At 65.4% G+C, this 23,880-nt stretch carries 25 protein-coding genes; 8 read left to right on the forward strand and 17 right to left on the reverse strand.

Annotated elements, in window-relative coordinates:
- Positions 1-35: 35 nt before the first annotated feature.
- From ACP693_RS00560 to ACP693_RS00605, 10 genes are all read right to left on the reverse strand, one after another.
- The gene (locus tag ACP693_RS00560) at positions 36-917 is read right to left on the reverse strand and encodes a hypothetical protein (protein WP_426016220.1); all 882 of its coding nucleotides are present in this window, start codon (positions 915-917) and stop codon (positions 36-38) included.
- Between the two features lie 83 nt (positions 918-1,000).
- Positions 1,001-1,654 (reverse strand): ABC-type transport auxiliary lipoprotein family protein, encoded by a 654-nt coding sequence (locus tag ACP693_RS00565; protein ID WP_426016218.1) that lies wholly within the window; start codon positions 1,652-1,654, stop codon positions 1,001-1,003.
- Entirely contained in the window at positions 1,651-2,589 is a 939-nt protein-coding gene (locus ACP693_RS00570) for an MlaD family protein (RefSeq protein WP_426016216.1), read from the reverse strand. The genes ACP693_RS00565 and ACP693_RS00570 overlap by 4 nt, the downstream gene beginning before the upstream one ends.
- 12 nt (positions 2,590-2,601) lie before the next feature.
- On the reverse strand, positions 2,602-3,378 hold the full coding sequence (locus ACP693_RS00575) for an ABC transporter ATP-binding protein (protein ID WP_426016215.1): 777 nt from the start codon (positions 3,376-3,378) through the stop codon (positions 2,602-2,604).
- A complete protein-coding gene (locus ACP693_RS00580; RefSeq protein ID WP_409715665.1) occupies positions 3,375-4,490 on the reverse strand; it encodes an MlaE family ABC transporter permease in 1,116 nt (371 codons plus the stop codon). Before ACP693_RS00580 ends, ACP693_RS00575 begins: the two co-directional genes overlap by 4 nt.
- Before the next feature lie 230 nt (positions 4,491-4,720).
- The gene (locus ACP693_RS00585) at positions 4,721-6,175 is read right to left on the reverse strand and encodes a UdgX family uracil-DNA binding protein (protein WP_426016213.1); all 1,455 of its coding nucleotides are present in this window, start codon (positions 6,173-6,175) and stop codon (positions 4,721-4,723) included.
- Positions 6,175-7,413 (reverse strand): putative DNA modification/repair radical SAM protein, encoded by a 1,239-nt coding sequence (locus tag ACP693_RS00590; RefSeq protein WP_426016211.1) that lies wholly within the window; start codon positions 7,411-7,413, stop codon positions 6,175-6,177. The genes ACP693_RS00585 and ACP693_RS00590 overlap by 1 nt, the downstream gene beginning before the upstream one ends.
- 66 nt (positions 7,414-7,479) lie before the next feature.
- Entirely contained in the window at positions 7,480-8,445 is a 966-nt protein-coding gene (locus ACP693_RS00595) for a flagellin (RefSeq protein WP_426016209.1), read from the reverse strand.
- Complete coding sequence (gene flgK / locus ACP693_RS00600; protein ID WP_426016207.1) at positions 8,442-10,541, reverse strand: flagellar hook-associated protein FlgK; 2,100 nt, start codon at positions 10,539-10,541, stop codon at positions 8,442-8,444. The genes ACP693_RS00595 and flgK overlap by 4 nt, the downstream gene beginning before the upstream one ends.
- Positions 10,542-11,188: 647 nt before the next feature.
- A complete protein-coding gene (locus tag ACP693_RS00605) occupies positions 11,189-11,449 on the reverse strand; it encodes a hypothetical protein (protein ID WP_426016206.1) in 261 nt (86 codons plus the stop codon).
- Between the two features lie 202 nt (positions 11,450-11,651).
- On the opposite strand from ACP693_RS00605, the gene ACP693_RS00610 reads away from it, so the two are divergent.
- From ACP693_RS00610 to mnmA, 5 genes are all read left to right on the forward strand, one after another.
- Positions 11,652-12,710, forward strand: coding sequence for a flagellar hook-length control protein FliK (locus ACP693_RS00610; RefSeq protein ID WP_426016204.1), 1,059 nt, complete (start codon positions 11,652-11,654; stop codon positions 12,708-12,710).
- A gap of 4 nt (positions 12,711-12,714) precedes the next feature.
- Complete coding sequence (locus tag ACP693_RS00615) at positions 12,715-13,443, forward strand: flagellar hook assembly protein FlgD (RefSeq protein WP_425984546.1); 729 nt, start codon at positions 12,715-12,717, stop codon at positions 13,441-13,443.
- A 48-nt stretch (positions 13,444-13,491) separates the two neighbouring features.
- Positions 13,492-15,249, forward strand: coding sequence for a flagellar hook protein FlgE (gene flgE / locus ACP693_RS00620; protein ID WP_426016202.1), 1,758 nt, complete (start codon positions 13,492-13,494; stop codon positions 15,247-15,249).
- A 172-nt stretch (positions 15,250-15,421) separates the two neighbouring features.
- On the forward strand, positions 15,422-15,706 hold the full coding sequence (locus ACP693_RS00625; protein WP_026108337.1) for a DUF1153 domain-containing protein: 285 nt from the start codon (positions 15,422-15,424) through the stop codon (positions 15,704-15,706).
- A gap of 101 nt (positions 15,707-15,807) precedes the next feature.
- Positions 15,808-17,010, forward strand: a complete 1,203-nt coding sequence (mnmA, locus tag ACP693_RS00630) for a tRNA 2-thiouridine(34) synthase MnmA (RefSeq protein WP_426016200.1) — start codon at positions 15,808-15,810, stop codon at positions 17,008-17,010.
- A 69-nt stretch (positions 17,011-17,079) separates the two neighbouring features.
- Here the strand turns inward: mnmA and ACP693_RS00635 are convergent, their stop codons facing one another.
- The 3 genes from ACP693_RS00635 to ACP693_RS00645 are packed head-to-tail and all read right to left on the reverse strand — an operon-like array spanning position 17,080 to position 19,162.
- On the reverse strand, positions 17,080-17,430 hold the full coding sequence (locus ACP693_RS00635; RefSeq protein ID WP_426016198.1) for a VOC family protein: 351 nt from the start codon (positions 17,428-17,430) through the stop codon (positions 17,080-17,082).
- 57 nt (positions 17,431-17,487) lie between these two features.
- Positions 17,488-18,189, reverse strand: coding sequence for a YafY family protein (locus tag ACP693_RS00640; RefSeq protein ID WP_346496532.1), 702 nt, complete (start codon positions 18,187-18,189; stop codon positions 17,488-17,490).
- Between the two features lie 40 nt (positions 18,190-18,229).
- Positions 18,230-19,162 carry an AraC family transcriptional regulator gene (locus ACP693_RS00645; protein ID WP_426016196.1) on the reverse strand — a complete coding sequence of 311 codons (933 nt, stop codon included), beginning with the start codon at positions 19,160-19,162 and terminating at the stop codon, positions 18,230-18,232.
- Between the two features lie 81 nt (positions 19,163-19,243).
- On the opposite strand from ACP693_RS00645, the gene ACP693_RS00650 reads away from it, so the two are divergent.
- The gene (locus ACP693_RS00650; protein WP_426016194.1) at positions 19,244-20,209 is read left to right on the forward strand and encodes an oxidoreductase; all 966 of its coding nucleotides are present in this window, start codon (positions 19,244-19,246) and stop codon (positions 20,207-20,209) included.
- A gap of 10 nt (positions 20,210-20,219) precedes the next feature.
- On the opposite strand, the gene ACP693_RS00655 is transcribed toward ACP693_RS00650, so the two are convergent.
- A complete protein-coding gene (locus ACP693_RS00655; RefSeq protein WP_426016193.1) occupies positions 20,220-20,708 on the reverse strand; it encodes a winged helix-turn-helix transcriptional regulator in 489 nt (162 codons plus the stop codon).
- Positions 20,709-20,887: 179 nt separating this feature from the next.
- Between ACP693_RS00655 and ACP693_RS00660 the strand changes: the two genes are divergently transcribed.
- Together ACP693_RS00660 and ACP693_RS00665 are read left to right on the forward strand one after the other, a co-directional pair.
- A complete protein-coding gene (locus ACP693_RS00660) occupies positions 20,888-21,736 on the forward strand; it encodes a thioesterase family protein (protein WP_426016192.1) in 849 nt (282 codons plus the stop codon).
- Positions 21,737-21,793: 57 nt separating this feature from the next.
- Positions 21,794-22,072: a hypothetical protein gene (locus ACP693_RS00665; protein ID WP_284877983.1), complete on the forward strand. Its 279-nt coding sequence runs from the start codon at positions 21,794-21,796 to the stop codon at positions 22,070-22,072.
- On the opposite strand, the gene ACP693_RS00670 is transcribed toward ACP693_RS00665, so the two are convergent.
- The 3 genes from ACP693_RS00670 to queC are packed head-to-tail and all read right to left on the reverse strand — an operon-like array spanning position 22,073 to position 23,804.
- Complete coding sequence (locus ACP693_RS00670) at positions 22,073-22,441, reverse strand: 6-pyruvoyl trahydropterin synthase family protein (RefSeq protein ID WP_426016190.1); 369 nt, start codon at positions 22,439-22,441, stop codon at positions 22,073-22,075.
- The gene (gene queE, locus ACP693_RS00675) at positions 22,441-23,076 is read right to left on the reverse strand and encodes a 7-carboxy-7-deazaguanine synthase (RefSeq protein ID WP_426019555.1); all 636 of its coding nucleotides are present in this window, start codon (positions 23,074-23,076) and stop codon (positions 22,441-22,443) included. Before queE ends, ACP693_RS00670 begins: the two co-directional genes overlap by 1 nt.
- A complete protein-coding gene (gene queC / locus ACP693_RS00680; protein WP_426016188.1) occupies positions 23,073-23,804 on the reverse strand; it encodes a 7-cyano-7-deazaguanine synthase QueC in 732 nt (243 codons plus the stop codon). The genes queE and queC overlap by 4 nt, the downstream gene beginning before the upstream one ends.
- Positions 23,805-23,880 lie beyond the last annotated feature (76 nt).

Below are 23,880 nucleotides of genomic sequence, written 5' to 3' on the forward strand. Positions count from 1 at the left end.
GCCGCACGACATGGGCGGCGATGGAGCAGGAAAGATCAGCGCGGCTTCAGCGCCGCCCAAGCGGCCGAGAACGGGGCATAGAGCACAGCCAGTTGCAGCGCCGACATCAGGGCGTTGACAACCGACGACACTAGAATGGCCGGCCAGGCCTGGGCCAGGATTTGCATCGTGCCGACGCCGTCGAAGCGGGCGAGGGTCTTGATCCCACCGGTCATCAGGTCGGTCGCCGCGCCGATGATCATGCCCAGGATGCTGACGATCAGGGACATGATGACCGCGATGACGGCCATCCCTAGCAGCGCCCAGAAATGCCCCTTGGTCGCGGTGAAGGATTCGAACAGCGTGATCTTGCGGCGATCCACGGTCATCGGCACGGCCAGGCTGAACTTGATCGCCAGCCAGACGATCAGGGCGAAGACGGCGAAGACCAGCAGCACGCCCGCCAGGATCAGCAGAGGCTGGCCCGACGCGGAGCCGAAGCCGATGGCGGCGCCCACCAAGGCCATGCCCACGCCGGAGGCCAGACCGACGATGAGGCTGACCAGCAGGCTGACGACCAGCACCCGCACCTCGTCCATGCCCACGCGGACATAGCCCCAGCGCGACTCTTCAGGACGCAGCACTGAACGTGCGACGGCGGCGCTCAGCACCGTCCCGATCAACAGCCCGGCCGGGGCCGCCCAGGCCAGCGCGCCGGCATAGACCTGACCCAAGGCCTGGAAGTCTGCCATCGACGGATTGGCCGACTGTTCCAACGCCTCGCCCGCCGCCATCAGGGCCGCCCATTTGTCGGCGCCCAGGCCGAACATGACGACATACATCAGCAGATAGACCAGCCCCCAGGCCAGGGCCACGAACGGATGACGGCGAACGACCCGAAAGCCTTCGAAGGCGGCGTCGGTGGCGGAAAAACTCATGACAACTCCGGGTCAGATTCGGAGACAGCCTAGCGCATCCGCAGGCCTTCGTCCTGCAGCCCTGAATGAAGGTCGACCGGCCGTCAGTTGGCGGAACTGATGGTCCAGTCGGTGATCTGGGTATTGATGTCGCGCGTGGCGGTATCGAAGGCCGCGACGATGGCCGACACGCGATTGTCGCCGGCCGGCTGGGTCACGGTGAAGACGCGTTCGACCGAACGCCCTTCCTCCGGGCGAATGGTACCGCCGGACGCGGCGCGCCGTTCAGGCGTGGAGCGCAGTTGCGCGCGCGCCGTCACCACCACGTCCGGCACGGCGCCCGGCGCGGCGTAACGCGCCTCGAACGTCGTGACCGTTACCTGCAACACCAGCGGCGGCGTGTCGGCTTCGCGACGGCCCAGAACGCGGATTCGGTCGGCCCGATTGGCGAAGGCGGCTTTCAGGCTGTCGTCGAACAGGGTCGAGGCCGGCGACACCCACCGCGCCCCGCCGATATAGGCCGTCTCCAGCCCGGTGACGCCCAGGATGCGGTCGTCGCCAGTCGCCTGCGGAAACTCGATGCGCCGGATCGAGACCGTCAGCGGCGCAGGCGTGTCGCCCACGGCCGACGGCGCCTCGACCGGCAGGCCGAACCGATAGTTCTGCACCGGGTCCGGGCTCGACAGCAGGGCGCACCCGCTCAGAGCGGCCATAGCGGCCGTAGCGACGGCCATTCGAAGGACAGGACGAAGGATCACGGCTGCACCTCCAGCTCTTTGGATTGGGGACGACCGATAAAGTCGCGCGGGCTGGCGCGAACATCGTCGATCAGGGACTGCAGCGAACGGGTGGCGTCCTGCAGCTCTTCGATCGTGCCGGACAGTTGCGGCAGGCTGTTGGTGGTGAAATCGCCCAGCGGACGCTCCAGCCCGCTGATCGACCGGTTGGCCGAGGCGATGGCCGTGCGCGCCTCCGCCGTCGCCGAGTTGATGTTGGCGATGGCCTGGCGACCGTCGGTGTTGATGATCTGGCGTGTATCGACGGCCAGGGCCTGGTATTCCTTCACCGCAGCGTTGGCGTTGGTCACGGCCTCTTCCAACTGCTGGAAGATGGCCTTGCGGGCTTCGAGCTCGGTCGTCAGGGATTCCACGTTCTTCACGCTGGTCGAGAAGCTGCGGATATTGTCGTCGGACATGACGCGGTTGATCCGGTTCAGCGCATCCACCGTCTGGGCCAGCACCGTACCGGAACCGCTCAGCAGCTCGGCGATCGGCGACGGCTGGCTCTGCAGCACCGGCACGACATTGTCGGGATACTGTTCCTTCAGCAGGGCGCTGTTGGGCGAGCCGGCGGTGATCTGGATGTAGTTCAGGCCCGTGATGCCCTGCGGCTCCAACTGGGCGCGCGAGGTCACGCGCACCGGCGTGGTGCCGTCCACGCGAACGCGGGCGATGACCTGGTCGCCGCGCTTGGTGTCGATGTTCAGGTCGGTCACCTCGCCGACCCGGATGCCGTTGAAATGCACCTCGCCGCCTTCAGACAGGCCGTTCACCGGTCCATAGAAGACGATGTCGTACATGTCGTAATCGCTGTTGAACTGCAGCCTGGCCAGCCAGATGGTGAACACGGCCAGCGCCGCCAGAAGGCAGACGGTGGCGATCCCGACCGCGGCGTAATGTGCGTCTCTTTCCATAGTCGGCTCTCCTCAGGCCGCCGTCTTGGTGGCTGCGCGACCGCGCGGCCCCAGGAAGTATTCCTTGATCCACGGATGGTCGGAGCGTTCCAGCTCCTGCACCGTGGCCTTTTCCACGACTCGCTTGTCCGCCAGCACCGCCACCTTGTCACAGATGGCGTACAGCGTATCGAGGTCGTGGGTGATCATGAAGACGGACAGACCCAGGTCGTCCGCCAGTTGCCGGATCAACTCGTCGAACGCCGCCGCCCCGATGGGATCCAGACCCGCCGTCGGTTCGTCCAGGAAGACCAGTTCCGGGTCCAGCGCCAGCGCCCGCGCCAGGCCGGCGCGCTTCTTCATACCGCCCGACAGTTCGGCGGGTTTCAGATGGTGGTGTTCGGGTTTCAACCCGACCATGGCGATCTTCAGCTCGGCCAACTCATAGATGATCGCCTTGGGCAGTTTCGTGTGCTCCACCAGGGGCGAGGCGACGTTCTCCAGTACGCTCAGCGACGAGAACAGCGCGCCCTGCTGGAACAGGATGCCTGTCCGCTTCTCGATGTCAGCCGACTGATCATCGGTCAGGGTCGCGCGGTCGTAACCCAGGACATTGACCGTGCCGCCCTCGGGCTCCTTCAGGCCGATGATGGTGTTCAGCAGCACGGTCTTGCCCGCGCCGGACCCGCCGACCACGCCCATGACTTCGCCGCGCACCAGGTCGAGGTCCAGGTTCTCGTGAATCGTCCGCTCGCCAAACTGGCTCAGCAGGCCTCGCACCTCGATCATGTTTTCCGGTGCATCGGTCATATGTTCAGCTCCAGGAAGATCAGGGCGAACACGGCGTCCAGAAAGATGATGGCGAAGATGGCCTGCACCACGGCGGCGGTCACCCGGCGCCCCAGGCTTTCGACATCGCCGGCGACCGACATGCCTTGACGGCAGCCGATGGCGGCGATGACCAGGGCGAAGACCGGCGCCTTCACCAGGCCCACCATCAGGTGCTGCGCCATGGTGCCGTCTTCGACCAGACGCTGGAAGAAGAAGGACGGGCCAAGATTCAATGAGCTCCAGCACACCACCAGACCACCCAGCAGGCCGCCGATCATGCCCATGAAGGTCAACAGCGGCAGCATCAGCACCAGTGATGCAACGCGTGGGATCACCAGCGCCTGGAACGGATTGACTCCCATGACCTGCATGGCGTCGACTTCCTGGTTCATCCGCATCGAGCCGATCTCGGCCGCGAACGCAGACGCCGAACGCCCCGCCAGCAGGACAGAGGCGATCACGACCGCGAACTCGCGGAACATGGCCACGCCGATCAGCTGAACAGCGAACACCTGGGCCCCGAAGTCGGTCAGCAGATCCACACCGATGAAGGCGATGACGGCGCCGATGAAGAAGTTGGTGATCATGACGATCGGGATGGCGTCGAGCCCGGCCCGCTCGGCCTGGCTGACCCAGGCGGGCCAGCGAATGCCGCCAGGATGTTTGGCCGCCTCGACCACAGCCGCCATCAACCGACCCAGGAAGGCCAGCGACAGCATGGCCTCGCCGCCGAAATCATAGACGCCCCGGCCGATCTTGGCGAAGGTGCGGATGAAGGCGCTGGGGCGTTTGGGGGCTGGGGCGCTCTCGCGCTCCAGCAATTCGATCATGTGGTAGATGCGACCGGCCTCGGGCCGGTCCTTCCACTGGCTTTTCGACAGACGCCCGCTGGACGCCTGCACCAGGGCCAGAGCGCCGGCGGTGTCGAACCGGCCCAGATCGGCAGTGTCGATGCTTGCGATCTCGCGGCCTTCCAGGTCGCGGCTCAGCTCGGTCGGCAGCCGGCCGAGCGCCGTTGTCGTCCAATCGCCGGACAGGCGCAGATTGGCCGCGCCGTCCGCATCGACGATTTCATACTGCGGCTGGCTCATCGGGCCTCGAACGACCGGTTGGACATCGCGATCTTCCCCAGGCCGCCTCTCCAGGCAGCCGAAATCCCTACCGCGCTAATGGTCAAGCCGGCAGACGATGTCAACGCGCGATGACATTCGCGCAGATGTTTGTCGTTCGACCGTGTCGAGACCGCCTCCCCCATTCGATTTTCCCCAACTGTCACGCTCACGCTGATGCCAAACGCGGCCGAACGGGATTCGTTCTCGGATCAATCCATACGACGCCGAACCGCGACCAGATCGTCGATGAACAGCCGACGCGCCTGAGCTTTGGCCTCCGCATCGGGCAGGCGCAGCAGATAGGAGGGGTGTACGGTCAGGACGGCGCTTGATCCATCCTCCAGCGCGATCGGCGCACCGCGTTCCTGCATCACGGCAGGCTTGCGCCCCAACAGCGCCAAACCGGCCGTCGCGCCTAGCGCCAGCACGACCTTGGGCTTGATCAGCCGCCGCTCCGCATCCAACCACCAGCGACAGGCCTGGACCTCGCCTACGTTGGGCGTCTTGTGCAGACGGCGTTTGCCGCGCGGCTCGTGCTTGAAGTGTTTGACGGCGTTGGTGACATAGACGTCGGATCGGTCGATGCCTGCCTCGGCCAGCGCCGCATCCAGCACCTGACCCGCCGGCCCGATAAAGGCGCGGCCCGCCAGATCCTCCTGATCGCCCGGCTGTTCGCCGACGATCATCAGCCGCGCCGTCGCCGGTCCCTCCCCGCACACGCCCTGGGTCGCATCACGATACAGAGGGCAACGGCGGCAGGCCTGAACCCCGTCCGTCACATCGGCCAAGCTGTTGGGCACCGCCTCGGCGTCCGGCCGCGCGGCGTGAAGATCGGGCGCAGTCAGGCGTGCGAAGCGCGGATTGGGTTCGGGCGCGGGCGCGGCGACCATGGTGTCGGTGCGAACCGACGAGGCGGCGATCAGCTCCGGAATCAGCGCGGCCTCGGGCAGGTTCTTCCAGTAGGACTTGGCCATCTCGCCCTGCATGGTCTTCACCTTCAGGCGCGCGGGATTGAAGGTCGAGGCGTAGTAGGTCTTCCAGAAGTCCTCGATCTCGTCCTCGGCCGGCGCCATGTCGCGTGTCGCGGGCGGGCCGAACCGCAGGGTCCCGCCGTCCCAGAAGGCCGAGCCGTCCGGCGTCAGGATCGACCAGCGCATGGTCGTGAACCGCCGTTGGAAGAAGGGCGCGGTCTTTTCCAGCACCCGGTGCGGCGGCTCGAACCACGCCACCCAGGCCTCGCCGCGGTCGTCATGCACCTGGCGAAAGCGCACGAAGGCTTTCATCTTATGCGACGCACGACTGACGTTTTTCACCCGCTCCAGCGCGTCCGCCACGTCGCGGTCGGAGATCACCTTGATCAGATCCGGTTCGTCCCGCAGCCGCCACAGCAGCCGATACATCAGGTCGAACCGGTCGCCGGACCGGTGCAGGATCAGGTTCTGGGCCAGTTCCACGAAGTCTTTCGGGACGCTGAATTCCTGCCGCTCGTCTGCCCGTAGGCTGGGGTGAGCAGCCGGTGCCTTATCGAACAATCCCCCCTGCTCCTGCCCGCCGCGCACCACGAACCGCGCCGCCGCCGGCTCCACGCCCGCCAGCCGGAACGCCCGCGCCGCCTTGCGCCAGCCGTCGAAGTCCGTCTCGCCGTCCAGCATCGCCGTCGCCATCAGAACAGGCTCAACTGCTCGGGCGTGCGGCTGGTCACGCGCGCCCTCAGGTCCGCCGCATCCGTCAGCCCGCCCGGCGTCCAGTCCAGCGCTGTGATGAACGGCCGGATTTTCGCAACCGACCGCGTCAGCCGCCCGACATCCTCAAGCCGCAAGGTCCGATAGCGCCGAACCGACACGATCCGGTCCACCGCCTTCACCCCAAAGCCGGGAACCCGCAGCAGCATCTCGCGCGGCGCCCGATTCACATCGACCGGAAACTGCTCGCGCTTGTTCAGCGCCCAGGCCAGTTTGGGATCGACCGCAAGGTCCAGCATGCCGTCCGACGCCCCTTCCCCGATCTCTGGCGCGGAAAAACCGTAGAACCGCATCAGCCAGTCGGCCTGATACAGCCGGTGCTCACGCATCAGGGGCGGTTTGGACAGCGGCAGGACGGCGCTGGAATCAGGGATCGGGCTGAACGCCGAATAGTAGACCCGCCGCAATCCATAGCCGCCATACAGCGACGCGCTGCGATCCAGGATTTCGGTGTCCGGCGCGCCGTCGGCGCCGATGATCAGCTGCGTGCTCTGACCGCCCGGCGCGAACTTCGGCGGCTTGATCTTGTCGCGTTTGCCCGGCTTGGCCGCCTCAACGCCCAGCCGCACCTGGCTCATCGCCTTCTTGATGACGCCGACGTCCTTCTGCGGGGCCAATCGGGCCAGAGCCTCGTCGCGCGGCAGTTCGATATTGGCCGACAGACGGTCGGCATACAGGCCCGCCATCTCCACCAGCTTGGGATCGGCCTCGGGGATCAGCTTCAGGTGGATATAGCCGCGGAAGTCGTGAACCTCGCGCAGGGTCTTGGCGACCAGAACCAGCTGCTCCATCGTATAGTCGCCGGACCGGATAATGCCCGACGACAGGAACAACCCCTCGATATAGTTGCGCTTGTAGAAGTTCAGCGTCAGATCGACCACCTCGTCCACATCGAACCGCGCCCGCTCCACGTTCGACGACACGCGATTGATGCAATAGGCGCAGTCGTAGATGCAGAAGTTCGTCAGCAGGATCTTCAACAGGCTGATGCAACGCCCGTCCGGCGTATAGGCGTGGCAGATGCCCATGCCCTCGGTCGAGCCTATCCCCTTGCCCCCGAGCGAATTTCGTTTCGACGTCCCCGACGACGAACACGAGGCGTCGTATTTCGCCGCATCGGCGAGAACGGACAGTTTTCGACGCAGATCGAGACGAGCCATTGTTCATGATACGTTCTCGACCACCAATCGGTCCAGCGTTGCCGTTTTCTTTTTTAAAGCGGCGGCTTAACGCAGCAGGTTCAACAGCGACGTGTTCTTCAGCGAGTTGATGATCTGGGCCGAGGCCTCGATCGCCACCTGCGCCATCTGCAGGTCGGTGATCGCACGCGCAGGATCATACCCGGACTTGTCCTGCATCATCTTCTGCAGGGCCGTCTTCTGCCCTTCTTGAGACTCCAGCGCCGACTCGACGTGGTTCTGCATCAGGCCGTTCTTGGCGGTCTGGTTGGTGAGACCCGCATTTGCCTTGTCCAGTTCGCCCATCTGCGCGTTCAGGAAGGCGGTGATGTCGGCGTTGGGCTGGCCCGTCAGCGTGCCCGGCCCGGTCGGCGTATAGGTCACGCCGCCCACCGTCACCGGCGCACCATTCTGGAAGGCCTGGATGTTGCGGAACACCTCGGTCAGCGGTCCGCCGATCTCGCTGGCCAAAAAGCCGGTCTCGACGGTCGTCTTCTCGTCGATGCGCGACTTCTGTTTCAGCGTATCGTTGGCAAAGGTCGAGGCGGTCGACGGCGCCGTGGCCAAGGCGGCCATGGTTCCGGCGGTGGCCGGCGCGACATCCCCCTGTCCGCCCGCGAACAGATAAGACCCCTGATGCTCGGCGTTCAAACCGCCCTGCACGGTCTGATAATTCAGGCCCAGCTCGACCATGAGGTTGTCGATCCGACCGGCGGCCAGGCTGGTGGCGATGGCTTCGCGCGCGCCGGTTCCGCCTTCATAGATTCGGTTCATGGCCAGATCCTGCGCGCTCAACCGCGCGGCGACGGCTTCTCCTGTGGCGATGAAACCATCCAGCCGCGCCTGGGTCGAGGTCAGGCTGGTCAGCTGTTCGGCGCCCCGGCCATAGCCGGACATGTCGGTGGCGATCTTCTCGCTGTCGATCCGCTCTTGCGCCTGCTGGGCGCGGCTCTGCGCGTTCATCAGGCTGAGAAGAGCCGACTGATAGTTTCCGTTGGTCGCAACGCGGTTCATTGCAGGATTCCGATCAGAACGTCGTACATGTCCTTGCTCGCCTGGATCAGGCGGGCGGAGGCATTATAGGCTTGCTGGAAGGTGGTCATATTGACCAGTTCCTCGTCCATGTTCACGCCCTCGGCCGAGGTGCGGCGGCTGTCCGCCTCCCTGGCCAAAGCGGTCGCGGTCTCGCTGCGGGTCTTGGCGGCCGACGCCTTGCCGCCGATCTCGCCGGCGAAGTCTGCGGCATAGGACGACAGGGTCTTGGTCCCGCCCGAGTTTCCACCGGCTGCGCCAAAGGCGACGTTTTTCTTGCCCACGTCGCCCAGCACCAGGCCGCCGCGTCCGTCGCTCTTGCTCAGCGCCGGCGCGCCCGCCGCCGCCGACAGGTTCAGTTGCGCCAGCGCAAGCTTGCCGGGGTCCCGCTGAATGTCGCTGCGAACCGTATAGGCGCCGGCCCGCGTCGCCCCGATCTCTCCCAGGCCGAACAACTGCGACATCGAAACGCCCGACGGGTCCTGGGTCGTGTTGTCATTGACCACGCTCAGGGTCGTGGCGGCCGGATCATAGGCCTTGAACGCCAGCTTGCCGGCCGCGTCCAGGCTGAAGGAGCCATAGCGTCCGACGCCCGTGATCGGGTCGTTCAACGCGCCCAGCATCTCGCCCATCGTCCCTGTACCGACCGGCACCGAGACAGTGATGTCGCGCTGACGCGAACCGGACTGCCCAGAGACGCGCAGGGTCAGACTTTCGCCCGGATCGAAGCCGTGTTGCGAAGCCAGAGTCAGACCGGTCTCGTAGAAGCTGGGCGTGGTGGTCGAAACCAGGTCGTTCAGACCGAACCAGTGCGAGAACCCGCGACCGCTCTTGGCGCTGGGCGATGTCGCGTCGTCGGCGATGGCGACGCCGTTGCCGCCCGCGCCGTCCAGTTGCAGCTTGCCGTCCGAGAAGCTGGCCGTCGCCGCCCCACCCATCTGGGCGTTCAGGACGCTGAGGAAGGTGGTCGGGTCGGCGGCTGCGCCGTTGATCGTCATCGTGCCGCCGGAGAAGACGATCCGAGCCGAAGCCTGCACCACGCCGGCCGCATCGACCGCCGTGATCGTGGTCGTGCCGGTGAAGCCCGTCAGGGCATTTTCCAGCGACTGTCCGGTATTGCGCCCTGTGAGGGTCGTCGGCGCCGGCACGCTGCTGTTGGCGTTGTGGGCGCGGTTCAGTTCATCGGCCAGTTTGGCCGTCAGTTCGCCCAGGCGCGCGGCGGCGGCTGGGGCATCGACATCGCGGATTTCGACCAGGCCCCGAATCTCACCCGACGACAGCCCGTCCAGCAGCGGCCAGCGCGTGCCGCTGGGCTCTCTGATCATGATGTCGGAGAAGGCCGTCGTGGCGTCGACCGTGCCGGCCGACTGATACGACAGCGTCGCCGCGCCTTCGCCCACCAGGGTGGTGCCGGCATTGGTGCGCAGGGTCACGCCGCCATTGGAGCGGGCCTCGACCTTCACGTCCATATATTTGGACAGTTCGTTGATCAGTCCCAGCTGGGCGTTTTGGGCGCCGGTCACATCCTCATTGGTCACCGTGCCCGAGGCGATCGTCTTGTTCAGCTTGGCGATCTGCTCAAGCAGCGGATTGACCGTCTCGACTGCGCTCAACAGTCGGCCGTCCGCCTCCTGGCGTGCCGACTGGATCTGCGCGGCGATGCCCGAAGCCTGATTGAAGATCGCCTGGGTCTTGTAGATCGTGTCCTGACGCCCGGCGGACGAGGTCGGGCTTTCGGCCAGGGTGGCGTAGCTGGCGAACAGCTTGTCCACCTGCGCGAAGAAGTTGCTGTCGCTGCTGGGATCGCCGAACTGGTTCTGGATCTGGTCGTAAAGCTCGTAACGCACGGTCTGACGCGCGGCGTCCGACCCCGCGCTCAAACTCGCCGCCTGCAGGAAGCGGTCGGTCGCCAGACGCACCCGCGTGACATCGACGCCGGAGCCATAGCCGTTGGTGACGGCAGCCGACTGGTCTGCGACCTTGCGGATGTAGCCGGGCGTATCGACGTTGGCGATATTGTCGGCGGTCACGCGCAACTGGGTCTGGGCCGTCTTCAGCCCCGACGTCGCGATGTTCATGATCGAGTTCAGCGACATTGACGCGTCTCCCCCGCCCTACCCGGCAACCGCTGCATCGTCGCGCGCAGTTCTTGCCCAGCCACGCGCCGTCCCCGCTCGCACAGAGCTTTGTTTTTCCACAAGATCGCAGATCGGACGGCCGTCATGATCGGCAAGACGCGCAAAGGTCGGGCCAACATCGCGGATGCGGTTTTGAGGCTCAACGCCGCAGCGAAGGCCGTTCGCCGACAGCCGGGCAAAAAATGGCGATAGCGCGGCAATAAACGACCTCCACCCTGACGATCGCACATCGATCGACCTCCATTAGCTATTGTTTTTGCTAAACTAAGGTCTTGGCCCGCCCCTTGCGTTGAGTTCGGCGAACCCTTGGGCGCAGCAGGCGCCGTCTTCGTCCCTCACGAAAGCCGCCGCGCTTCAATGTCGATCGTTTCCGCACTGTTTGCGCCTGACGCTCCGGTTCCGACCGGAACGCCGGTTGCCGCCTCCGGCGCCGCAGACATGGGCGACGCCGGCCTGTTCTCCAGCAAGGTCGCCAGCATTCTGGACGCCGGCCTCGGCAATACGTCGGTCGAACGAGGCGCGTTCGGCCGCTTTACGATCTCCCGCACGCCTAGCGTCGCCGTGACGCAAGCCATAGATGACGAAAGTCACAACGTCGCATTTGAGCCGCCGCTCGAAAGCCAAACACAGAGCACGCAGGGCGCTTCAAAGTCTGGAATCGCATCTTCAGCGTCCGACGAGACCACGATCGCGGTCGAAGAAGTGCTGGACCACGACGACAGTGCGGTCGCGGCTTTTGCGTCATCTTTCCTCTCAGCGCAGCCGACGCCGCTGACGGCCTTGGCCACAGAGGTTGCCGCAAGCGAACTCGTCGCCGCGCCGGCTAACACAAGCGCGACCTTCGCCATTGTGCCGCCCGCGGCGCCTGAAGCGACTGCAGACGAGGCGACCGACGTTATGGCGGTGGAAAACGCTCCCCCCTCTTCAAGCTTTGCCGCGGAAGCGTCGGGAAAAACGACAACCGATGGGCCGCAAAGCGAAGCCGCTCGTTCGGCGGCCGGATCGGGCGCTCAGAAGCAGTCGGGAAAGCCAACGCCTACGGTCCGACCCGTGATACAAACCGCGACGCATTCCGCCGAACCTTCGGGCGTCGATATTTCCGCATCAGGGGCCGAGAAGGCCGCCTTTCAGGCGATGTCGTCAGGCGACGCCACACCGTCCGCGCCCTCGCCCATCGCCCAAGCCATGACCGCCGCCCAAATCCCGACGGCTCTGGTCCAAATTTCCGTCGCTGCGGCGTCGCCGAAGCCCGCTCAGATCGTATCGGCCGACATCGCCGCAGCGATCGGCATGCCCGACCTGTCCGCAGACGCTGCGGCGGGCCCCGCTCACGATCTGCCGCCGCAGACAATGCCCGCGCCGCCTCTAAAGCCCTTGCGTCACGAAGTCGCCCATCAGACCGCCAACGCCGCGACATCGACCGTCTCGATCGACACGGCCGACGCAAAAGCGACAGGCGTACAAACGCCGTCTCTGGCGGACGCCGGCGCCGCCTCGCCCCTTTCCGCCAAACCGACGGCGACAGCCGACGCAACTGCCGAGCCGACGCCTTTCCCCGTCGTAGCTGACGCCGCACAGACGGGGGGCACGGCGGCTCCTGCTGACCCTCAAGGCGTCCAGCAGGCCGTCGCGCCTGATCGCGACCTAGGTCTCTCGACCTTGTCGCGCGCGACCGTCGAGACGACCGCACAACTCGCCGCCCAGATCGCCCGCAGGCTGGACAACCGTTCGACACGGTTCGACATGGTGCTGACGCCGGAAGACCTGGGCCGTGTGGATGTCAGCCTCGAGATCGGCAAGGACGGCCAGCTGTCCGCTCGCCTGGCCTTCGACAATCCCGCCGCCGCCGCCGATCTCAAAGGCCGCGCCGACGAACTGCGTCGCCAGCTTCAGGACGCCGGCTTCCAGGTCGCAGGCGATGCGCTCGACTTCTCGCAACGCGATCCGTCGGCCGGCAATGGCGGCGCCTTCGACCGTCAGCAGCAACGCAACGCCCTGTTCGCCGGCGGCTCTCGCCTGGCGGCCCAGGCCGACACCCCCATCGTCCCGGCGCCCGGCGCCTGGATCAACCATTCCCAGACGCCTGACCGCGTCGATGTGAAGGTCTGACCCCATGGTCGACGCCATCTCCACCGCCGACGCCTCTGGTCGTCTGAACAGCAGCACCACCATGCTGGCCTCGAACTTCGAGACCTTCCTGACGCTGCTGACCACACAGATGAAAAATCAGGATCCACTGTCGCCGCTGGATTCCAACGAGTTCACCGGACAGCTGACCCAGATGGCAGGCGTCGAGCAGCAACTGCTGACCAACGACCTGCTGACCAGCCTGCTCGCCGCTCAGGCGGGAGGCGGCCTCGACAACGCCTCCAACTATATCGGCAAGAGCGTCACGGCGGCATGGACGGCCACAGAGTTCAACGACGGCAAGGCGACCTGGGCCTACGAACTGGGCGCCGACGCCGACAAGGCCACGTTGCAGGTCGTCGACAGCAAGGGCGCCGTGGTTTGGGAGGGCGCCGCGCCGGACAAGAACTCCGGCCTGCATACCTTCAACTGGGACGGAAAACTCAACAACGGCGGAACGGCAGAGGACGGCGGCGTCTACACGCTCAAGGTCGCGGCGACCAACGCGACAGGCGCCAAGGTCGACGCCCAGGCTCTGATCCAGGGTCGGGTGACCGGCGTCGAAATGTACGACGGCGCGCCATACCTGGTGATCGGCGACTCCATACTTCCGCTCTCGACTGTGATCTCGCTCAACGAGATCAAGGCGCAGGCCGACAACGACACCGACGATACGGAGAATCCGAACGTCCCCACCGAGGAGGCGGCCGCATGATGCGATCCGCCGTCTTCCCGATGATTTTCATTTAAGGAGCGTTCTTCCATGAGCCTCAACAGTGCAATGCTGGCCGGCGTGTCCGGTCTCGCCGCCAACTCCGCCGCCCTGGCGGCGATTTCCCAGAACATCGCCAACGTCAACACCGTCGGTTACAAACGTACGGCCAGCGAGTTCCAGACCCTGGTCAACAGCCAGTCCTCGACCGGCGGCAGCTATTCCGCCGGCGGCGTGACCACCAACACGCGATCGTTCGTCAGTCAGGAAGGTCAGCTTCAGCGCACGACCTCCAGCACCGACCTCGCCGTCAGCGGCCAGGGCTTTTTCGTCACCACGACACAGGCCGAGGACGTCGGCGCCACGGACACTCGCCTGTTCACCCGCGCCGGCGCCTTCACCGTCGACAAGCAGGGCTATCTGAAAAATAGCGCAGGCCTTTATCTGCAAGGTTGGCCGGTGGACTCCAACGGCGAGATTGCGACCGATCCGTCGGACCTGTCGCGCCTGCGCTCGATCAACATCGGATCCGTCGGCGGCACCGCCGAACCGACGACTCGCATCCAGATCAATGCCAACCTGCGTTCGGACCAGGCATCGTCCGCCGCCGCCAGCGCCCAATCCTATACGGGGGTCACCGACACGGCGACGCCGCCGGTCACGCACGACGTTTCGGTCCGCTATACCCGCACCGGCGCCGACAGCCATGACGTCGTCATCAAATCCGGCTCGCAAAGGATCGATGGCGCGGCGACCTTCGACCCGACGACCGGGGCCCTGACCGGCCTTACGATCACGGGCGCGAACGCGGGCTCGGCCACCCCTGTCGGCACGCCGCCGACCCAGTTGCAGTTCACGCCCGCGACCGGCGCGCCCTATACCGTCAATCTGGCGGACATCGGCTTGGGCAACGCCAATGTCGCCAGGACGAAATATGATCCGTCGGTAAACTCGATGGCCATGTACAACGCCGACGACGACAACCCCGTCGGCGTCAAACCCGACTTCAAGATGAATATTCCGGTCTCGGATTCCAAAGGGGGCCAGCGCAATCTGGAAATTCGCTTCCTAAAGAGCGACGAGCCTAACATCTGGTATTCTGAAATCGTTTCTGTGCCGGCCGACGATGTCGTGACCGGCGCGCCCTATTCCAACGGCCAGATCAAGACGGGCAAGATCGCATTCACCCCGTCGGGTCGTCTGGATGTCGAGACGATGAAGACCTGGCCGGAGGGCATGGGCCTGTTTGCCGACCCCACCATGGCCACGATGGACTTCGGCATGTCCGATCCGAACAACCTGACCATGGCGCCGGGCCAGGTCGCCTGGGCCGGCGGCCTGGGCATCGCCGCCCAAGCCGTGACACTGGAGCTTAACACCTCCGCAGGCGGCCTCAGCCAACTGAACACGGCCTCGGTGGTTCAATCGACGGTCACCAACGGAACGGCCTTCGGCAATTTGAGCGAGATCAAGATCGACGAAGGCGGCTACGTCACCGCCATCTTCGACAATGGCGTGATGCGTCGCATCGCCCAGGTCGCGGTCGCCACCTTCCCCAGCCCCGACAGCCTTCGTGAAGTCTCCGGCAACGCCTACGCCGTCAGCCTGCAGTCCGGCACCTTCAACCTTAAAGCCGCCGGCACGGGCGGCGCGGGCGAGATCGCGGCCAAGCAGCTAGAGTCCTCGACGGTCGATCTGTCCGCCGAGTTCACGGGCCTGATCACAACCCAGCGGGCCTATTCCGCCTCGTCCAAGATCATCACCACGGCCGATGAAATGCTGGCCGAGCTGATCAACATCAAACGCTGATCGGCGAGTAAGTAAGCGTTAGTCTCGATGAATCGTCGCGCAATCAAGGTTTACAGAGTCGTTCGGGGAGGGACGGATTTTATCCGTTCCTTCACCACGACGCTTAAACGGACCTTAGTCGGGACCGCCTATTTTCATGACACTACGGTGTTGGTGAAAGAGGCATAAGCCCATGTTGCAAGAGCGACGCCTGAATAGCAAAGGCGAACAATACGTGGTCGGACCGACTGGCACGCCCCTGACCCTGAACGATCTGCCGCCGTCCAATACGGACCGGTGGGTGATCCGCCGCAAGGCCGAGGTTGTCGCCGCCGTTCGCGGCGGCCTGCTCAGCCTTGACGACGCCCTGGCGAAGTATCGCCTGACGGCCGAAGAATTCCTCGCATGGCAGAAGGCCATCGATAAGTGGGGCATGCAGGGTCTGCGCACGACGCGGATCCAGAGCTACCGCTCATAAGAGTTCCCCCCGAAGACGAGGAAGGGCCGCATCCGGCGACGGGTGCGGCCCTTTTCGTTACAGGCCTCGAAATCGCGCGGGTTCCGCACTAAATGGCCTCAATGACCCTGGTCGAAGACATCTGCGCTATTCCGAACATCGTCCACACCGACATGGATGCGGCGGTCGAGAGCGCGCGGGCGGCGGTCGGTCTGCCGAAGGGGGCGCGCATTGTCGCGGCCATGTCGGGCGGGGTGGACTCCACCGTCGTCGCCGCCCTGCTGCACAAGGCCGGCTATGACGTCGTCGGCGTGACCCTGCAACTCTACGACCACGGCGCGGCCCTGAAGAAGAAGGGCGCCTGCTGCGCGGGCCAGGACATCCACGACGCACGTCTGGCCGCAGAGATGATCGGCATCCCGCACTATGTCCTCGACTATGAGAGCCGGTTCAAGGACGCGGTGATCGACCAGTTCGCCGACTCCTATCTGAAGGGCCAGACCCCGGTCCCCTGCATTCGCTGCAATCAAACTGTGAAGTTCCGCGACCTGCTGGACGTCGCCCGCGACCTGGGCGCCGAGGCCATGGCCACAGGCCACTACGTCCGCCGCGCCGCCGTCGGCAATCGCTCGCAGATGCGCAAGGCGATCGACCATTCCCGAGACCAGTCCTATTTCCTGTTCGCCACGACCCAGGATCAGCTCGACTATCTGCGCTTCCCCTTGGCCGATCTGGAAAAGCCCCAGGTACGCGGCGTCGCCGCCGAACTAGGGCTGAAGATCGCCGCCAAGCCGGACAGCCAGGACATCTGTTTCGTCCCCTCCGGCGACTATCGCACCCTGATCGACCGGCTGCGTCCGCAGGGGCGCGAGGCCGGCGAGATCGTGCATATGGACGGTCGGGTTCTCGGAACCCACGCCGGCATCACCGACTACACCATCGGCCAGCGCCGGGGGCTGAACGTCGCCGTGGGCGAGCCGCTGTTCGTGACGAAACTGGAGCCGGATACGCGCCGCGTCATCGTCGGCCCGCGCGAAGCCCTGCTGACCGCGTCCCTGACTTTGGAAGAAACCAACTGGCTGGGCGACGAGGCCACCATCGTCGAGGCCGCCGAAGCCAACATCCCGGTCCTGGCCCGCGTCCGCTCGACACGTCAGCCCTCCCCTGCCCGCCTGACCATGATCGACGGCGAAGTCCGCATCGTCTTCGATGACGGCGAAGAAGGCGTGGCCCCCGGCCAGGCCTGCGCCCTTTACGACCCTGTGGACACCGAACGTGTGCTCGGCGGCGGCTTCATCCGCGACACGACGGCAGTCGTCGCATAGCGGCGGTTCTGGACAAACACGTGCGAAAATAGGCCCGACTTAGCCGAGGGGGCCCGCTCATCGGTCCCCTCAAGTCGCGACGGCATAGACCCTCAACCGATGCCCGTCCGGGTCGCCAGCCACGAAGCTGCGACCCGGCTGCGTATCCATCGGCGGCGTCAGGATGCGCGCGCCCCGGTCCCACCAGTCGATGTGGGCCTGATCAACGGCGGCTGCGCCGTCCAGAGGGAAATCGACCTCGCACACCTCGCGCCGATCGCCCGCGCACCGCAACAGGCCCAGCGCACGGCCTGAACTGAGCACGAACAGCGCCCGATCCGGCCCCGCCATCACCGGCCGACAACCGAGCAGGCCCGCATAGAAACGCGCGCTGGTCTCTGGATCCGCGACAGCCAGAAGAATGTCTTCGATCTCGATCATCAGCCCGTCCCTTGCTCCAACACGACGGAGCCTAGCCGGTCCTGCTGCCAGTTTCCGTCAGCAGCCTTCGGACGACCTCGACCTTTCGTGCGCCTCGCGCCAGGTCTTCATCAGGGCCTGCCGACGCGCAGGATAGCGGGCCTCCATCACCTCGGCCTCGACGATGCGGTCGGTACGGAAACTGCGGAAGTCGCCGCGCAGCTCGCACCAGGCGATCAGAAGCCGCACCCGATCAAAGAAGGCCAGGGCGAAGGGCCAGACCACCCGTTCGGACGCCGCGCCCGCCTCGTCGCGATAGCACAGCCTCAGCCGCCGCTCGGTGCGGATCGCCTTCCTCAACAGCCCCGGATCGACCTGGTCCGCCGGGAACGGCGCGCCCGGCACGACCAGCAGGGCCGAGGTCTCCATCTCGTCGCGCAGATCGGGCGGCAACACCGCCGAAATCCGCCCGAGAGCCGCCAACGCCGCATCCCGCATGCGTGGGTCCGCCCGGTCCGCCACCCAGCGCGAGCCCAGCACCAGGGCCTCGATCTCTTCCGGCGTGAACATCAGCGGCGGCAGCATGAAGCCGGGCTTCAGCACATAGCCGACCCCCGCCTCCCCCTCGATCGTCGCGCCTTGCGCCTGCAGGCTGGCGATGTCGCGATACAGGGTGCGCAGGCTGACGCCCATCTCATCCGCCAACACCTGCCCGCTCACCGGCCGACGATGCCGCCGCAGGACGTTCAGCAGATCAAGCAGGCGTTCGGACCGGGACACGCGACGACCCTAGCAGACTTGCTGCCAGAAAGCGGCAGCATCAATCCCCTCGGGATGCCTTGTGAGTGGCCCGATAGCGTCCAGGCGATACGCCATGCACACGGCGAAAAGCCGCGCCGAACGCGCTGTCTGACAAAAAGCCTAGTTCCTGAGCGACATCAGAGATACTGCGACGCCCATCTTTCAAACGGCGTGCTGCGACGCGCATCCGCCAGCGTGTGGCGTATTCAATGGGCGTCCGACCAACCTTGGCCTTAAACCGCTCAGCGAAGCCTGTTCGCGACAGGCCTGCTTCCTGCGCCAGTTCCGGAAGCCGCCAAGCACGCGCCGGCTCCGCATGTATGGCTCGCAAGGCCGCCGCAGTCGGTCGGTCATTCAAACCCGCCAACCATCCCAGCGCCCCCTCGTCCGCCTGAGTCAAATGGCCGCGCAGTGCGTTGATGAACATCAATCGCAGCAGGTCCTCGCAGGCCGCCTGCCCGCCGGCCTGACCTTCACGCCATTCCAAATCCAGCTGCTCCAGCAGCCAGCCCATAACGCCCGCCCCATCGGCCCCTCTTCGGATCACCAACGCGGGCGGCAAAAGATTCAGAAGATCACCCGCCCCCGTGTCAGTGAATTCCACGCTCCCGCCCAGAAAGGCCACATCCTCGCCTTGGCCGTAGACCGCTGACAGACCATTCTCGCCAAACACCTTCGCCGCATCGACCGCAGGCAAATCAGGCGCGCTGGCCAGCACGAAAGGCCGCCCGGAGACGATGAAACAGTCGCCGCTCTCCAACCTGATCGGCGTCTCGCCTTCCAATGTCAGCCAGCAGCCGCCGTGGCGCACAGCATTGAACTTCAACGCGATGGGTTGAAAGCGCAGCGCCCAATCGCCGCCAGCCGTCAATCGCACCGAACAGGCGACGCTGAAGCCGATAGCGCCCAAGACGCTGGATAAGGGATCAACTGGCGATTTCTGGATTATCACGACAGAAAAACGTATTTAGAAGTCTGTTTCATTCGATCCCCATAGTCGATCCTTTGGCTACAGCCAAACAGGACATCTTCTATGATCACGCGACAGCAACCCATCGGATCAGGTTTCAGCGCGGCAAGCACCGCCGATGACGTCATGTCGGGGGTAAATCTGGGCGGCCGGACCGCAGTCGTCACCGGCGGCTATTCCGGCATTGGCCTGGTCACCGTTCGCAGCCTGGCTGCCGCCGGCGCCCGCGTTGTCGTACCCGCTCGCGATCGGGCTCGGGCCGAGGCCGCCTTGGACGGCGTCACGGGCGCCATGGTGGCGGACATGGACCTGACCGCGCCCGGCTCAATACTGGCATTCGCCTCGAAGATGCGAGACGAGGCGCGCTCTGTTTCGATCCTGGTGAACAGCGCCGGCGTTATGGCGACATCGCTGTTCCGTGATCCGGACGGACACGAGGGGCAATTCGCCACCAACCACTTGGGCCACTTCCGCCTGACCTGCGCCCTTTGGCCCTTGCTGACAGCCGAAGGGGCGCGCGTCGTTACCGTCTCTTCGCGGGGCCATCAAATCGCTGGGATCGATTTCGACGACATCGACTTCCTGCGTCGCCCCTACGACAAATGGGCTGCCTATGGTCAGTCCAAGACCGCAAACGCCTTGTTCGCCATGGCGTTGGATCAGCGCGGCGCGGCGAATGGTGTCCGCGCCTTCTCTCTTCATCCGGGTCAAATTCTGACGGATCTGGCGCGTCATCTCTCAGAAGAAGAGATCGCAGGATTCGAGGCTTTGGACGCCGAAGGACAGCCCATCATCGATCCTGACCGCGGCATGAAGAGCCTCGATCAAGGCGCAGCCACCAGCCTTTGGTGCGCAACCAGCCCCTCGCTGGCGGAGCTGGGCGGAGTCTATTGCGAAGATTGCGACATCGCTCCGCTCAACACCGGCGAAACCGGCCGCAGGGGTGTCGCCGCCTGGGCGGCTGACATTGATCTGGCCGAGCGGCTTTGGGCTATATCGGAAGAATGGACCGGCGAAAGTCTGCGATGATCGATAGCGCCTAAGCGGCTTCTTTCGGCATCACATCGCCCACCGTCGGCCGGTTCTCCGCACGGGTCAGCAGGATGTCCCGGGGTTTGACGATCTCGTTGCAGCAGCCGCAGGCGATGCGGGGCGTCAGGGTCGAGCCGCAGGTCTTGTGGATCATGTCGATGCCGCTGTCGGCGTCGCCATAGACGTGCTTGGCCCCCCAGCCGTGCAGGGTCACCAGCACGCCGTAGAGATCCTTGCCCTTGGCGGTCAGGATATATTCGTTGCGCGGCGGACGTTGGGAATAGAGGCGCGGCTCCAGCACCCCATGCTGGACCAGGCTTTTCAGGCGGGCCGCCAGGACGTTGCGCGCCACGCCCAGATTGTCTTGCCACTGTTCGAACCGGCTGACGCCGTTGAAGGCGTCGCGGATGACCAGCAGGGTCCAGGGATCGCCGATCACCTCAAGCGTGGCGGCGATGGAGCAGCTTTGGCGGCTGTAGTCGGCGGTGCGTCCCATGCGGCGAAAGTGACGCCGCGTCAGGCATTTGGCAAGGGTTGCAAATCAGAACGGTCCAAGTCAGTCTTGTTTGGCAACGGACATGCGGGCCTCTCGGTTCGCCGCCTTGTTCCTTCGACTTCGGCGGGAGATCTTCATCGGGTCTTCCGCCGCCTCTTCGCCTGACGCAGGATTGCGCAATGACGCTGCCGATCTCCCTCGACGCCGCCCTGGCCTTCCAGACCCTGGATGACGGCGGCCTGTCCGCCCCGGTGCCCGGCCATTTCTCCAACGGCCCGTCGGGCATGGCGCCGGAAAAGGGCTTTCCGTTCGGCGGCCTGCTGGCGGCCCTGTGCGCCCAGTCGATGCGCCAGGGTCTGGCCCTGACCGCGCCCTTGCGCACCCTGTCGGTGCAATATTTGTCGGCGGCCAAGTTCGGCGATCAGGTCACCTTTCGCCCGCGCCTGCTGCGCGGCGGCCGCAACGTCGTCTATGCGGCGGTCGAGGCGGAACAGGACGGTCGCCTGACCCACCATGCCACGGGCACATACGGACTGGGCGGCGCCACGCCGCCGGTCACGCCCCTGCACCTGCCGCCCCCGCCGCTGGACAGCCTGAACCCCAGGGCGACCATCCACGGTCCGATGGCCCCGCACTTCTCGCAGCATGTCGAATATCGGTTCGACGGCGGCCCCAACATCCTGGGCGGCAACGAGGGCCGACCGGCGGTCGAACGGACCTGGATGCGGATGGAGGACGGCCGGCCGCTGGACGAGGTCGGGCTGTGCTACCTGCTGGACGCCCTCTATCCGCCGGCGTGGACCCTGTCGAAGACGCCGACAGCGATGACAACCGTGGACCTGCGCATCGACATCCTGACCGATCCGGCGCCGCAGACAGCGCCCGACGGCTGGGCCTTCTTCGAGTTTAGGATGCTGGACCTGGGGCTGGGCTGGACAGTGGACGAAGCCTCCGCCTGGGGCGCCGACGGAACCCCGCTGGCCCTCTCGCGCCAGCGCCGCAAACTGCTGCCGCAACGCACGGCCTGAAGTCAGCCCTCATTCATGATTATCAGCGACTATTCCAAATCTCTGGAGTCGTCCCTCATGCGTCGTCGAAATCGCCTCGTTTCCGTATCTCAAATCGTCGTCGTCCTGGGGGGCTGTCTGATGCTCCAGGGCTGCCTGGTCGGCGCTGTCGTCGGAGGCACTGCGGCCGTCGTCGGCGGGACGGCCAAGGCCACCGGCGCGGTGGTCGGCGCCGGCTTCGACGCCGTCACCACCTCGGACGAGGAGACCAAGCTGCGCCGCGAGCGCGAACAGCGCGACTACGAGCGCGAGCAAAGGCGGTGCGAACAGCGGCAACGCCAGGGCAAGCGCTGCTGATCAGAGGCTCAGCACGCAGCGCTCGTTGATCGTCGGCCGCGCCACCTGAACCCGGCACAGGCCGGGCCACTCGGGTTGCAGCGTCTTGACGAACCACAGACACAGGTTCTCCAGGCTGGGCATTTCCAGCCCTTCGTGTTCGTTCAGCATGCCGTGATCCAGCGTCTCGGCCGCCGTCTTCAGCGCGCGATCCAGCGCCCCCAGATCGGCGACCCAGCCGTGTTCGGCGTCCAGGGTCTCGGAGCGAATCGTCGCTTCGACCGTGAAGGAATGGCCGTGAACGCGGCGATAGATGCTGCCCTCGGGTTCGTTCGGAAAATGATGGGCGGCGTCGAAGGTCGCCTGTTTGGTGATCTCGAAGATAGGCATTAGCGGACGCCGATGTATTTGTGGGTCTGGACGCTCAGGCGCCACTGAGGATGGGTCAGGCAGTATTCGATGGCGGCGGCCGTGTTCGCCGCCTGGTCGGGACCGTCCATCGGCTGGAGCCAGAACCGTTCGAAATCAAGGTGTTCGAACCGATCCGGCATGGCCTTGGCTTGCGGATAGACCAGCTTCAGTTCGGCCCCGTGCGTCTGAACCACCGCCGCATCGGCCTTGGGACTGATGCATATCCAGTCGATGCCATCGGGCGCGGCCAGAGTGCCGTTGGACTCGATGGCGATCTCGAAACCGCGCGCGTGCAGGGCATGGATCAACGGCGGATCCAGTTGAAGCAAGGGCTCGCCGCCGGTGCAAACGACCAGTTTTGGGTCGCCCTCGCGTCCTCGCCACATCGCCGCGACATGATCGGCCAACAGGTCCGCCGTGGCGAACTTGCCCCCGCCGTCCCCGTCCATCCCGACGAAGTCCGTGTCGCAGAAGCTGCAGACGGCCGTCGCGCGATCCTGCTCGCGCCCGCTCCACAGATTGCAACCGGCGAAACGCAGGAAGACCGCCGGCCGCCCCGCCTGCCCGCCCTCGCCCTGCACCGTCAGAAAGACTTCCTTGGCCGAATAGGTCACCGGCTCGCGACCCATTCGGCATACCCCGCCGCGCGCAACTCACACGCCGGGCATTCGCCGCAGCCATAGCCCCAGGCGTGCCGATGGGTCCGGTCGCCCCGGTAACAGGTATGGCTATCCTCGACGATCAGCTCGACCAGTTTGGCCCCGCCTAGTCTATCGGCCAGTTCCCAGGTCTGGGACTTGGTCAACCACATCAGCGGGGTGTCGATCACCACCGGCTTGTCCAGCCCCAGCGACAGGGCCCGCGCCATGGCCTCCATCGTCTCGTGGCGGCAATCCGGGTAACCCGAAAAATCCGTCTCGCACATGCCGCCGACCAGCACCTCCAGCCCGCGTCGATCCGCCAGCGCCGCCGCCGCGACCAGAAAGATCAGGTTGCGCCCAGGCACGAAGGTCGTCGGCAGGCCGCGCGCATCCATCTCGATCTTGCGGTCGGCTGTCAGGGCGCTCTCGGCGATCCGACCATAGCCTGTCAGGTCCACCACATGGTCGTCGCCCAGCCGGTCGGCCCACTGCGGCAGAGCCGTCTTCATCCCGGCGCGTACCGCCTGGCGCGCTTCCATCTCGACCAGATGGCGCTGGCCGTAGTCGAACCCGACCGTCTCCACCCGCTCAAACCGCTCCAGCGCCCAGGCCAGACAGGTCGCGCTGTCCTGCCCGCCGGAGAAGAGAACGAGGGCCGTCTTTATGGCAGTGGGGGAGGTCTTTTCCAGGATGACGCTCATGACGAATCTGCGGTCGGCCGGTCGGCCGCGCGCATGCACAAAGGGATGGGACCCAGATGGGTCAGGCGGGCCTCAT

Source organism: Brevundimonas sp. TWP1-3 (assembly GCF_049896085.1).
Classification (GTDB): Bacteria; Pseudomonadota; Alphaproteobacteria; order Caulobacterales; family Caulobacteraceae; genus Brevundimonas.